Origin of the sequence: Dactylosporangium sp. NPDC048998 (genome assembly GCF_043197855.1) — a bacterium.
GTDB lineage: Bacteria > Actinomycetota > Actinomycetes > Mycobacteriales > Micromonosporaceae > Dactylosporangium.
This window is the reverse complement of record NZ_JBICTV010000012.1, coordinates 99,591-111,606: the sequence shown is the minus strand read 5'-3', so window position 1 is coordinate 111,606 and position 12,016 is coordinate 99,591. Positions and strand designations below refer to the sequence as shown.

The window sequence follows — 12,016 nt, the reverse complement described above, 5'->3', positions numbered from 1 at the left end:
GCGCCAACACCTGACCGGCACCGCCGCCGGTCACTCGCGCTCGGCACCGGCCTTCGCGCGGGCGGGCCGCTTCGCGAACGTCCTCAAGGCGGTCAGCCCGATCAATCCGGTGGCGATCGGGTTGAGGCCGACGACGAGGAACTGAACGGCCAATGGAACCCCGGCGAGCAGCCCGATGGTGGCCGTACCGGCCGCCGCGGCAGTGATTTTGAGGCCCGCGCCGATGGTGAAGACCTGCGCCCGGACGTCCTCGGGCGACAAGGCGTTGCGCGCGGTGAAGAGCGCGCCGACCAACGGCCCGAGGAAGAACCCGGAAAGGGCGAGCGCCGCGGTCAACACGGGCAGCGAGGTGGTGACGGCGCCGACCAGCACGGGGAGACCCGTACCGCACATGCCAAGCATGACCACGGCCGGGGCGAGCCGCGTGGGTGCCGGGCGGGCAGTCCACAGCAGCGAACCGAGCAGGCCGCCGAGCGCGACCGCGGAGAGCATGAGCCCGGACGCCGAGGCATGGTGGTGAGCCTTCGCCGCCAGTGCGACCACGACCGGCACCGCGCCGGGACCGAGTTGGCCGATGGCGCTGGCCAGGATCACGGTGGCCAGCGTCTTGTTCGCCACGATGGCCCTGGCCCCGCCGGTCAACGACGGCCGGCCCGTGGCTCCGGCCGCCCGCTCCTGCCGCACCGGCAGGGCCGCTGCCAGGACGGCGCCGGCGGCCGAGAATGCTGCCATCAGCAGACATGCGGCCGTACTGCTGACCAGACTCGCCGTAAGGCCGGCCAGCGCGGGCCCGCCGATACCGGCGAGGTTGTAGGTCAGCGCATCGACGCCGAAGATGCGCGGCAGTGACTCCGGCTTGGCGAGCCGGGAAACCTGGCTGCTGAGACCCCCGGTGAGCGCCGGCCCGCAGGAGCCGCCCAGGAGCAGGATGAGCAGCGACGTGCTCAGCGGCACGTGACCCAGGGTGATCGCGGTGAGCGCCAGCGAGGAGGAGAACCCGAGCGTGAGTCCGGCGATCGCCAGGGACGGCCGCCGTGCCCAGTCCGTCAGCGCCCCGACCACCGGCGCGGCGACGACGTGCGGAATCATCAAGCAGGCGACCAGCAACCCGGTGGCGCCCTCGCGATGCAACCGGTCAAAGGCCAGCAGGATCAGGGCGACACGCCCGCCCTCGTCGGCCGCCCGCACCATGACGGCGGCGCTCGCGTATGCAACCAAACGGGATGCGGGCACGCGCCACCCTAAGCGTCGGCGAGCCGATATGTCAGTCGTCGGCCAGCCAATCGATGGTTTCGGCGGCGGAGCCGGCCTCATAGCCGTCGCAGGCCGCGGATCGAATGTCGATCTCCCGATCGCCTGCCTCCGCGCGGGCCCTGACGTCGCCGTTCCGGTCCAGGAACGCCGTGTGTTCCGGCGTCAGACGCATCACGATCCGGTCCTCGTTCCAGTCGGCGGTCACCGTCACGATCCCGTGGTCGCCCTCTGCCATGAACTCGGCGATGCCGCGAAGTACCGTGAACGCCCAGACCAGCGTCGGCAGCCGAAAGTCGACCCGGCAGGAGAAGTCGATGGCCAGCGACCCGGAATCCTCGTCGAACCGGAACATCAGCTCGTCGTCTTGCGCCAACTCACCGAACACGGTCGCGTAGTCGCCTTCGAGCCACCGGTCGCATTCCTCGATCGCGGCGGGAAGCTCGTCGCGGCACGCCTCGCTGATGCCGGCCCACTGCTGTTCCGGCCATCCCGATGCCGGCTTGACCGGTGCTCTCAGGTACGCCTGCAGGCGCGGTTTGGCGACGGCGATCGCCGCCGTCAGGAACACCGTTTCGGACACCGAATGACCTCCCAGTACGCACGGCAACCCCGGTCGGCACTATAGATCGGCCGCGACCGGGCGGATGGCCGAGATTCCGCGGACGTAATGTGGGGTCGTGCGTTCGACGGTACCGGTGCTGCTGCTCGACCTGGACGGCGTGCTGAATCCGTTCGCCGCGCCGGCGTGTCCCGACGGCTACCAGGAACGTGTGTTCTTCGAGGGGGAGGGGCCCGAGCGGTACTGCGTGGCGCACGGGGACTGGATCCGCGAGCTCGCGGCCGCCGGGGAACTGTGGTGGGCCACCGGCTGGGGCGAGCACGCCAACGAGCGCTATCTGCCCCTGCTCGGCGTCGATCCGCTGCCGGTGGTCCGGTTCCCGCCGGCGCCGTTCGAGCCCGAACTCAAGGTTCCGGCCGTCGACGCCGTGGTCGGCGACCGCCCGGCGGCCTGGATCGACGACAACCACACCCCGACGGGCCGGCGCTGGGCCGCCGGGCGCGTGGCACCCACGCTGCTCGTGTCGATCGACCCGGCGATCGGGTGGACCCGCGCCGATGTGGACCGGGTGCTCGACTGGGTGCGGAGCCTGCCGCGGCCGGCCCGACCGCGACCGCCAGGGCGGTCGCGTCGGCATCCGCGGCCGTTTGGTCGACGGCAGGATGGAACGGGGAACGCGACGAACGCGTCGGATCGGGCGTGAAGCGACTTCTCCTCGTGCTGATGCTTGTCGGCGTCTGGTCCGGCGCGAACGGGTGCGGCACATCAGACGCCGGCGGCCAGCCGGCACCGGGCGCCGCACCCCTGCGGGGTTTCGGCATCGACGTGGACCAGGCGGTCTCGGCCCGCGTGCCGCAGGTACACCTGAAAACCTGCGGCACGTGGGGCTGCGCCGAGCAGGACGTGCCGCTGTTGATCGCCGGTCCGACGAGCAGCGCGCCCTGCCCGGGGGCGTCGACGGGTCCCGACGCGGTGGCGTGCGGGCCGGTGCAGCTGCCGGGTCCGGGGCCAGGGTACGGCTACGCTCCAGTGCCGCAGCTGACCCTCGACCCGGTGATCGTGACCGTGACGACGCCGGCGGGCGCGCCGACGCCGATCTCCGCGGAGGTGCGGGTACAGCCACGCCTGATCTGCCCGGACCCCGACGCCGGGCAGAGCGCGTGCGCGGGCGGCGCACCCCAGGCGCGGCTGCGCATCGCCGCGGACGGCACGGTCGACCAAACGGCCTGATCGGACGCCACGCCGCGAGCGCCCCGTCGTTTCACCGGGTGACGGTGTCGTCGGGCGCCGCGGTGTCGGCTGCCGGCGTGGCGGGATTGCGCTGGGGGCCCCGGAGGAGGACGTAGACGAACAGCACCGCCATGATGGTGAAGCCTGCCCACATGGCCTTCTGCCAACCCTCGACGAAGGACTCCTGGGCGGCGCGAATGAACGAGTGCGCGCGGGGTCCGGCTGCGTCGGCAGCTTCGAGGGCGTTGGCGATGCCGCCCCGGGCGGCGTCGGCGGCTGCGCCGGGGACTGCGTCGAGCCGGGAGTCAACGGCGTCGCGGTAGCCGGCCGACAGGACCGCTCCGAGCAGGGCGACGCCGAGCGCGGTACCGAACTCCCTGGTCACGTCGTTCAGCGCGGACGCGACGCCTTGGTGCTCGCGCGGCAGCGCGGTGGTGATGGCCTCGGTGGACGGGGTCATCGACAGGCCCATGCCGAGTCCCATGGCCAGCATGCCGGGCAGCACCGAGAGGTACCCGCCTTCGACGGAGACGAATACGGCCATGAGCGCCAGGCCGGCGCCGCCGAGGAAGATGCCGGACGCCATGGTCGAACGGCTGCCGATGCGCGCTGCCATCCGCGGCGCGAGGCCGGAGGCGAACATCATCAGCACCGCCATCGGCATCAGCGCCAGTGTGGAGCGCAGGCCGGACCAGCCGAGCACGGCCTCGAAGTACGGAAAGAGCACCACGAAGATGCCGGCCTGCACGCCGAACACCGCCAGGAGCGACACGGATCCGCTGGCCAGACCGCGCTCGCGGAAGAGCCGGACGTCGAGGAGCGGGGCCTTCTGGCGCAGCTCCCATGCCACGAAGCCGACGGCGGCGACGGCTCCGATGACGAGGCTCAGCAGCGTCACGGGCGCGGTCCAGCCCCGTTCGGGGCCTTCGTGGAGGACAAAGATGAGTCCGAGTACGGCGACCGCGGAAGTCAGCGAGCCGATGGCGTCGAACCGATGGTCCGACTGCTCGCGGGAGTTCGGGACCGACCGGACCGTCACGGCGGCGGCGGCGAGGACGAGCGCGACCGGCAGGACGAACAGCCACCGCCAGGTGGCCAGGTCGACCAGGAGGGCCGACAGGTACATCCCCAGGATGCCGCCACCGCCGGCGACGGCGGTCCAGACACCGATCGCCTTGGCGCGCTCTTCGTCGGGGAAGGTCGAGGTGATGACGGCGAGGGTGACCGGCATGATCATCGCCGCGCCCACACCGCTGATGAGCCGCGCGGCGAGCATCACCTCGGAGGAGGTGGCCAGGCCCGCGGCCGCGCTTGCCACCCCGAACACAGCGAGGCCGGCGAGGAGCACCGGCTTGCGGCCCAACCGGTCGCCGAGCGCGCCGAGCGGAAGCAGCAGTGCGGCGAGGCTGATCGTATAGATGTTGATGATCCACAGCACGGTGCTCTGTGCGGCGCCGAACTCGACAGCGAGCCTCGGCTGGGCGACGTTCAGGCCGGACACCGAGGCGATGACGGCCATGAGGGCGATACAGACCGCGATCAGGATCGCGCGACGCTGGCGTGGGTCGTGGATGGTCTGGTCGGCGTCGCCCGCCTGTGCGGACAGCTTCGTGCTCATCGGGTTTCCTGTCGAGCGGGCAGCGGGCATCGGCGCCGGGTGGCGCGCACGACGACGTCGTGGAGGAGGGCCTCTGCGCCCCCGTGACCGATGAGCGTCCGGTGGCGCTCCTCGGCGGTGACGATCTCCCACGCTGTCTCGTCCAGGCGCGCGGTGATGGCCGCGGCGGTGGCTGACGCCTCGGCGGGCGGATGGTGCCCGGACCCGTGGCCATGCTGGCTGTGATCGTGGCCGTGGCCGCCGCCGGTTGCGCTGTGGGTGTGGAGGTGACCGACGATCAGCAGGGTGCCGCCCGGTGCCACCCATCCGGCGATGCGGTCGTAGAACTCCAGCTGCGGCATCGCCGGATGGGCGTAGTGGGTCGTGACCAGGTCGAACCGCGTGCCAGGGTGCCAGACGCACAGGTCCGCCTCGACCCACCGCAGGCGCTCGGAGGCGCCGCTCGCCGTCGCGCGCTCGGCGGCGCGGGCGAGTGCCCCGGACGAGATGTCGGCCGCGGTCACCTGCCACCCGTGCGAGGCGAGCCAGATCGCCTCGGCGCCGGCGCCGCACCCCGCGTCCAGCGCCGTGCCCGGTACCAGCTCGCTGGTCTCACGAGCGAGGTACGGGTTCGGCGGATTCCCGCCCATGGATCCGGGACCGTCGGCGCTTCCGTGCCGCCAGTGCTGCTCCCAATACTCCTTGTCGAACCCATGTGTCATCGGTTGCTCCCGGTTCGTCTCACTAGGACCTGGTCCAGCGATGGTGACAATCGCGACGGCAAGTCGGCAAAGCCTGTTGCCGAATGGCAAACTCGGGGCATGGACGATGCAGTGGAGCGCACCCTCGATGCCGTCGGGCCGAGGCTGAAGCAGCTACGACAGCGGCGCGACGTCACCCTGGCCGACCTCGCCGAAGAGACGGGCATCTCCACCAGCACGCTCTCCCGGCTCGAGGCCGGCCTGCGCAGGCCCACGCTCGAGCAGCTCCTGCCGCTCGCCCGCGCCTACGGGGTGACCCTCGACGAGCTCGTCGACGCGCCGCCCACCGGCAACCCTCGTATCAACCTGCGCCCGATCGCCTGCAGCGACGGATCAACCATCCTGCCGCTGACCCGCAGGCCCGGAGGCATCCAGGCCTACAAGTTCGTCCTTCCGAGAGGAGACGACGACACCGAGCCCGACCTGCGCACGCATGAGGGTTACGACTGGGTCTACGTCCTCAACGGCACGCTGCGCCTGGTCCTGGGCGAGCACGACCTCATCCTCAAGCCCGGGGAAGCCGCGGAGTTCGACACTCGAACCCCGCACTGGTTCGGTGCCACCAGCGCCGGCCCTGTCGAGTACCTCAGTCTCATCGGGAAACAAGGCGAACGCGCGCACGTCCGCGCAGCCCCCAAGGCGCCGCCGTTGCGTACGGGTGCCGGGGGTTCATAGCCGAGCGGTGAAGCGGAGCAGCCGGCGCGTGATCGTGGCGGCGGCGACCGCGGTGAGGACGGCGGCGCCGACGCCGGCGAGCGCCGCCGCGGACGGTGCGCTGAGGTGGATGAGCTGGCCGGCCGGGGTGAGGGCGACGATGAGGCCGGTGAGTGTCGCGATGGCCGCCCAGGCGGGGAAGGCCGGGTTGGCGCGCCACGACAGGCCGGGTCGGGTGCGCAGGGTCCAGGCGATGGCGGCGTGCCCGGCGAGCCAGCCCAGGACGGCGGCCGCGCGTGCCGCGCTGAGGTGGGTGTGGGCGAGCAGGAGGTAGCCGGGCAGGGTGGCGAGGATCAGGGTGGCCGCGACGGTGACGATGGCGGCGAGTTCGGGCCGGTCGAGGAACCGGGCGCCGGGTGGGCGGGGCGGTTGGCGCATCGCCGCAGGGGCGGCGGGTTCGGCGATGAACGCCACGGAGGCACCGAGGTCCATGAAGATCTCGAGGAGCACGATGTGGACCGGGTCGAACGGGACGGGCAGGCCGGTGCCGAGGGCGGCGAGCAGGACGGTGACGAGCGCGAGCTTCGCGCCGAGGTAGAACGCGACCGCGCGGCGCAGCTGGGCGCTGATGTTGCGCCCTTTGGCGATCGCGGTGACGACGGTGGGGTAGGCGTCGTCGGTGAGGACGAGGTCGGCGGCGGCGCGGGCGAGTTCGGCGCCGCGGGCGCCGAGGGCGATCCCGACGTCGGCGGCGGCGAGGGCGGGGGCGTCGTTGGCGCCGTCGCCGGTGACCGCGACGATCTCGCCGCGGTGTTGCAGTGCGGTGACGACGCGGTGTTTCGTGGCCGGGGTGGCCCGCGCGACGACGGTGCCGTGCGTGAGCAGTGGTTGCAGGTCGGCGTCGGGGAGTTCGGCGAGTTCGCCACCGCGCGGGATGGACGGTCCGCCGGTGAGCCCGGCCCGGTCGGCGATGGCGGCGGCGGTGTCGGGGTGGTCGCCGGTGACGACGATGGTGGCCACGCCCGCGGTGGTGAGGGCGGCGGCGGCTTCGGCGACGCCAGGGCGTAGCGGGTCGGTGAAGGTGGCCAGCCCGACGTAGGTGAGGTCGGTTTCGGCGGTGTCTCGGTCCTGGGGGATGTCGGGCAGGGTGCGTTCGGCGAAGGCGATGATCCGCAGGCCCTGCCGGGCCACGTCATGCAGGTGCGCGTCGAGTTCGGCCCGGTGGGCCGGGTCGAGGCGGCAGCGGTCCAGTACGGCTTCGGGTGCCCCGGCGGCAGCGAGCCAGACACCGCCGGGGCCGGTGTCATGGCTGGGGTGGGCGCGGGAGACGAGCTTGCGGTGCGGGTCGAACGGGAACGCGACGAGGTCTTCGGCGGGGTCGGGTAGGCCGATCTGATGTGCGGCGTCGGCGAGTTGGGCCTCCATCGGGTCGCGGGCGGCGCCGGGCCGGGGTTGGGTGGCCAGCGCGACGGTGAGCACGTGGCGGCGGTCGCCGTGGATGTCGACGAGGTGGAGCTGGTTCTCGGTCAGGGTGCCGGTCTTGTCGGTGACGACGACGGTGACCGCGCCGAGGGTCTCCCCGGCGCGCAGCCGGCGCAGCAGTGCGCCGTGGCGGGCCAGCTGCCGGCCGCCGACGGCGAGCAGGACGACGACGAGAATCGGCAGTTCCTCCGGCACGGTGGCGAACGCGACGGTGAGCCCGGACAGGATCATGTCCTGCAGCGGCTGCCCGGCCAGCAGCCCGACGGCCGGGACGATGACGCTGGCGGCGATGGCCAGCACGAGCACGGCGCGGGCGAGCTCGGTCAGGGTGCGTTGCAGCGGCGTCGGGGGTTCCTTGGCGTCGGCGACCAGCTTGCCGAGCCTGCCGAGTTCGGTGCGGGCGCCGGTGGCCACGACCACGGCGGTGGCTTCCCCGGCCTGCACGGCGGTGCCCGCGTGCACGATGCTGGCCCGGTCGGCCAGTGCGGTCCCGGCAGGGACCGGTCGGGGGTCTTTGCCGACCGGGTGGGCTTCGCCGGTGAGGGTGGACTCGTCCACCCGCAGCCCCCGCGTGGTGAGCAGCCGCGCGTCGGCCGGCACGAGGTCGCCCACGGCGACCCGGACGACGTCGCCGGGCACAAGGTCAGCGGCGGGGACCTGACGGCCGTCGCCGAGGCGGGCGGTAGGGGCGCTCATCGCCCTGAGCGCGCCGATGGCGCGGGCGGCGCGCATCTCGGTGGCGGTCTCCAGCACGGCGACCGCGGCGATGACGACCGCGATCGCGACCGCGTCGGACAGTTCACCGAACACGGCCGAGAGCACCGCGACCGCGATGAGCAGCAGTTGCAGCGGCTCGGTGAACGACTCCGCCAGCTCCGGCAGCCACCGCTTCGGCTTGCGGCTGGTCACCGCGTTCGGCCCGTAGTCGGCCAGCCGTGCGGCGCGCTGCGGCTCGGCCAGCCCATCGGGTGTGCTGCCCAGCGCGGTCAGCACGTCGGGCACGGACAGGCCGCCGCCTGATCGGCCGCGATGGCGGCCGGCGCGTCGGTCATGCCTCACGCCTCCAGAGACAGGTCAACAGTGTGAGCGGGTCGTGGTCAGGGGATGGCCTCGGTGCTGCGGCCGGTGCAGTCGAGCAGTGTCAATCGATGACGATCACCGTGCCGATCACCATGAAGACACCGGGGACGATCCAGTGTCCGTAGCGCTGTACGACCTCGATGATCCTCTTGTGCGAGCCGAGCCAGGACCCGGCCAGGCACCACAGGGCGACGCCGGCGGCAAACACGGCGATCGTGATGAGGCTGCTGGTCAGGGCGATGGTGCGGAACATCGGGGTGTACACGCTGATGTTGTCCGCGCCGTTGGCGATGGTCACCCCGGCCACGGACAACAGCCCCGTCGCGGCCGTCGGGGCGGACAAGTCGTCATCGCCGTGCGCACGGATCGCCGAGATCAGGCCCTTGACGCCGAGAGCGAACGGCACGAGGCCGAGCAGCCCGACCCACCGGTCGGGCACGATGGTCAGGCCGAGTGCCGCGACCGCGGAGAGCGCCACGAGCACGCCGATTCCGGCGTACTGGCCGAGCCAGATCTGCCCGGGCCCTGGTTTGCCAGTGGCCCGGGCGGACAGGAACAGCACCGTCAGCACGATGAGGTCGTCAATGTTCGTGCCGACGAACACCCCGACCGCGGCGCCGAGCATTCCGAGTAGATCTCCCACGATCACGTATTGTCCATGCCCGACCGGTGCCTGCCGACCATGCGGCAGGCGAGGCGGGTTTCGTTGAGCTACGCGGCGAACGTGAAGATGCGGCCGCTGGGCGGCGGGAGTTGTGGTTGGGCGTGCAACTGGTGAACGCCCACGGAGAACAGCACGTCGGGCGGCGCGTGGAATGCCTGTTCGGTGAAGCCCGCGTCGGCGAACCAACCGCGGACGGCTGGGGTGAGATCGGGCGTACGACGGGTCCTGGTCCAGATCACCGTCGCGCGCGGTGCGCACAGCTTCGGCATGGCATTGACCGTTGCTCGCACGTCGGCATCGCTGATGTTGCCGAGCACGCCGGCGAGGAGGACCAGGTCGGCGGGGACAGCATCGTGGTACGCGGCGAAGTCCCCGGCATCAGCTTGGACGGCGGTGATCCCGTCGAGCCCGGCGGAGGCAATGCGGGCCCGGGCTGCGGCCACGTTGCGTGGCTCATATTCGATCAGCCAGGCCCGCACCCGTGTGGCGTCCGGCCGCTGTGCCAGGACGCCGATCAGGTCATGCCCTTGCCCCGCGCACACGCTGACCGCTCGAAGCGTGGTCTCCGGCCGCTCGTCAAGCCAGTCGCTGATGTGTTGCTGGACGAGCCGGAGCCGTCGCGACAGCGGGGACGTGTGGTCGCCGTACGGCAGGTGCCATTCGTGCCAGTCGGTCGAGGCCGTCATCGCTATGCGTCGTTCGTGGTGGCCGGGGGTTCGGAGGTGGGCTCGGGCGATGCGGCGGCGGGTGGGAAATGGACCGAAGGATCGGGGCAGATCATGTACGGCACCGGCCACGGGTATCCGCTGGGATGGACCGGCGCCGGCCAGCCCGGCGCCGGGGGTGTCGCGGTGCGCGGGACGAAGTAGCGGTGCGCAGGAGGCAGCGCCAGCAGTAGCACCACCGCGCACGTCAACATGAGCACCGCCAGCGCGCCGGCGCCGCCCGCCAGGATGGACACCTCGGAGAACGGGTCCGAACGCGAGTACAGGGTTTCGAGGAACTTGGACTGCTCCAGCGGTATCTCGCCGGTTCCGGAGGCATTGGGCCCGGAGACGTTCCCGCTGTCGAGCGCGAAGAAGAGCGGCGCGAACAGGAACCCGCCGCAGCCTTGCAGCATGCAGACCAGCAACTGCCCGCCCCCGGCGACGAAGACGAGGATCCGCGCGACGTTGCTGCCCCGCAGGACCGGCACCGCCGTCGCGGCGAGCCAGACCGCGAGCAGGAGCGTCGGCACGCCGAGGACCAGCGCCATGAAGACGTTTCCGAACCGCTCCGAGCTCACCTCGTCCGGGGCCGCGTCGGGCACCAGCGCGACGGCTCGGGAGATCTCACCGTCGAAGTGCACAGCGTACGCGACGACCAACCCGGCGATGCCGAGCAGCAGGGCGACGGCGGCGAGCTGCAGCCAGAACGCGACGGTCACCTGCGCGGGCCGGGCCGGACGTACGGCATCGACGGTCATGACGTTCAACAGTACGGGTGCGGCGTCACGCCCGGATACGCCCGTTCGGCCAGAAAATGGATCAACCCTCTTCCGTACCGAGCGGACCTCCGTTTCGTCTCCGTAGGATGTCGCGGTGACGGTGGTGCTGAAGCTCCTGCTGGCTCCGGCGCTGGTGGTCGCCTCCTCCCTGGCCGGACGCCGGTGGGGTCAGCGGGTCTCGGGCACGCTGGTCGCCCTGCCGATCGTGGCCGGGCCGATCCTGCTGATCACCTGTCGCCGCCTTCGCGCTGGCCCAGCTCGGTTCCCCCGGCGCTGTGCGGGTGCTGCACGGCGTTGCTCGGGGACTGCTCGGCTTCTCGGTCTTCTGTTTCCTCGTGGCCGTTCTCGTCGTGTCGCTCGGCACCGCCGCCGCGTTCGTGATCGCCCTGGCCGCCACGCTCACGGTTCAGGTGGCGTGGCGCGCGGTCACCGCGCGCCTGGCATCGCCTGCCGACTTGCCGGAGGAGGCCCTCCGGCACGTTCGTGCCGACCGTGTTCGACACCGGCGGTGCGCGGGTTCTCCCTGATCATGATCATGGACAACCCCGCGCACGCCGGTCGGGGACAGGTTGTTGAGCCACAGCGGATCAGGCGGGGACCTTGAGGGCGCGCCGTGCCGCGGCGATGACGAGGGAAATCAGCAGGGAGGTCACGACCTCTACCGCGATGGTGGCAAGTACCTGGGTCATCAGGGTCTCCTAGCAGGCAGATGGGAAATCGGCAGCGTTGATTCGGTGCTGGGCAGCGGACACGCCGGTGAATGAACGCTCAGGATGTAGGCGGCGCCGACCAGCATGCTCCCGGCATTGCCGAGCGAGCAATATGGGCACACGCCAATTCCTGCGCCGTAGCGGCGGTCTGGTCGGCAAGCTGGCCGAGTTAGCGGGCGCCCAGCATCGAGAGGGCCTTCGGCGAGGATCGCCGACTGCGGCCCGGACTATCGCTGTCCATCACTCGCCTCCCTCCGGTCATGACGCCACGGCGTCTGATCATCCGACACCGACGAGAGGCAATTCAGCTTCGGGAATTGATATCCCGGCCAGCACCTCTCTCGTTAGAGCTTTAGCACTCCACGGCGTAGCGCGGCCGTTAGGTCGCCACGCAGCCACTTGGCCTTTCCCCTTAATCCGGGAAGAGGTGTCCTGATCCGTAGCGTCTCTCGACGGGTGGGATCAGTGGCCTGTGTCCGTGGAGACGCCTCACCGAACGAGGTGTCCCATCTATCTTCCCGCAATTATAGCGCCTGTCT

At 71.4% G+C, this 12,016-nt stretch carries 12 protein-coding genes and 1 riboswitch; of the genes, 4 read left to right on the top strand and 8 right to left on the bottom strand.

The genetic code is table 11. The features are described 5' to 3' along the window. Positions 1 to 30 precede the first annotated feature (30 nt). Positions 31 to 1,233 carry an MFS transporter gene (locus ACGFI8_RS26325; RefSeq protein ID WP_392808821.1) on the bottom strand — a complete coding sequence of 401 codons (1,203 nt, stop codon included), beginning with the start codon at positions 1,231 to 1,233 and terminating at the stop codon, positions 31 to 33. Positions 1,234 to 1,264: 31 nt separating this feature from the next. Next, positions 1,265 to 1,834, bottom strand: coding sequence for a hypothetical protein (locus tag ACGFI8_RS26320; protein ID WP_392808819.1), 570 nt, complete (start codon positions 1,832 to 1,834; stop codon positions 1,265 to 1,267). A gap of 97 nt (positions 1,835 to 1,931) precedes the next feature. Between ACGFI8_RS26320 and ACGFI8_RS26315 the strand changes: the two genes are divergently transcribed. Both ACGFI8_RS26315 and ACGFI8_RS26310 read left to right on the top strand, forming a co-directional pair. Continuing rightward, positions 1,932 to 2,516 carry a hypothetical protein gene (locus ACGFI8_RS26315; protein WP_392808817.1) on the top strand — a complete coding sequence of 195 codons (585 nt, stop codon included), beginning with the start codon at positions 1,932 to 1,934 and terminating at the stop codon, positions 2,514 to 2,516. Beyond that, the gene (locus ACGFI8_RS26310; RefSeq protein WP_392808816.1) at positions 2,513 to 3,043 is read left to right on the top strand and encodes a hypothetical protein; all 531 of its coding nucleotides are present in this window, start codon (positions 2,513 to 2,515) and stop codon (positions 3,041 to 3,043) included. The genes ACGFI8_RS26315 and ACGFI8_RS26310 overlap by 4 nt, the downstream gene beginning before the upstream one ends. Positions 3,044 to 3,074: 31 nt before the next feature. On the opposite strand, the gene ACGFI8_RS26305 is transcribed toward ACGFI8_RS26310, so the two are convergent. Together ACGFI8_RS26305 and ACGFI8_RS26300 are read right to left on the bottom strand one after the other, a co-directional pair. Further along, positions 3,075 to 4,661 (bottom strand): MFS transporter, encoded by a 1,587-nt coding sequence (locus tag ACGFI8_RS26305; protein ID WP_392808814.1) that lies wholly within the window; start codon positions 4,659 to 4,661, stop codon positions 3,075 to 3,077. After that, positions 4,658 to 5,362: a class I SAM-dependent methyltransferase gene (locus tag ACGFI8_RS26300; RefSeq protein ID WP_392808813.1), complete on the bottom strand. Its 705-nt coding sequence runs from the start codon at positions 5,360 to 5,362 to the stop codon at positions 4,658 to 4,660. The genes ACGFI8_RS26305 and ACGFI8_RS26300 overlap by 4 nt, the downstream gene beginning before the upstream one ends. Positions 5,363 to 5,461: 99 nt before the next feature. Between ACGFI8_RS26300 and ACGFI8_RS26295 the strand changes: the two genes are divergently transcribed. Continuing rightward, positions 5,462 to 6,076: a helix-turn-helix domain-containing protein gene (locus tag ACGFI8_RS26295; protein ID WP_392808811.1), complete on the top strand. Its 615-nt coding sequence runs from the start codon at positions 5,462 to 5,464 to the stop codon at positions 6,074 to 6,076. Here the strand turns inward: ACGFI8_RS26295 and ACGFI8_RS26290 are convergent. From ACGFI8_RS26290 to ACGFI8_RS26275, 4 genes are all read right to left on the bottom strand, one after another. Beyond that, positions 6,071 to 8,539, bottom strand: coding sequence for a cation-translocating P-type ATPase (locus ACGFI8_RS26290; RefSeq protein ID WP_392808809.1), 2,469 nt, complete (start codon positions 8,537 to 8,539; stop codon positions 6,071 to 6,073). The genes ACGFI8_RS26295 and ACGFI8_RS26290 overlap by 6 nt on opposite strands. A gap of 139 nt (positions 8,540 to 8,678) precedes the next feature. Beyond that, positions 8,679 to 9,260 (bottom strand): cadmium resistance transporter, encoded by a 582-nt coding sequence (locus tag ACGFI8_RS26285; RefSeq protein ID WP_392808807.1) that lies wholly within the window; start codon positions 9,258 to 9,260, stop codon positions 8,679 to 8,681. Between the two features lie 68 nt (positions 9,261 to 9,328). Further along, positions 9,329 to 9,967, bottom strand: coding sequence for a methyltransferase (locus tag ACGFI8_RS26280; RefSeq protein ID WP_392808805.1), 639 nt, complete (start codon positions 9,965 to 9,967; stop codon positions 9,329 to 9,331). Between the two features lie 2 nt (positions 9,968 to 9,969). Then, positions 9,970 to 10,746 carry a hypothetical protein gene (locus ACGFI8_RS26275; RefSeq protein ID WP_392808804.1) on the bottom strand — a complete coding sequence of 259 codons (777 nt, stop codon included), beginning with the start codon at positions 10,744 to 10,746 and terminating at the stop codon, positions 9,970 to 9,972. Positions 10,747 to 11,042: 296 nt separating this feature from the next. Between ACGFI8_RS26275 and ACGFI8_RS26270 the strand changes: the two genes are divergently transcribed. Next, a complete protein-coding gene (locus ACGFI8_RS26270; RefSeq protein ID WP_392808802.1) occupies positions 11,043 to 11,294 on the top strand; it encodes a hypothetical protein in 252 nt (83 codons plus the stop codon). Positions 11,295 to 11,806: 512 nt separating this feature from the next. Continuing rightward, positions 11,807 to 11,985: riboswitch (M-box (ykoK) riboswitch) on the bottom strand. Positions 11,986 to 12,016 lie beyond the last annotated feature (31 nt).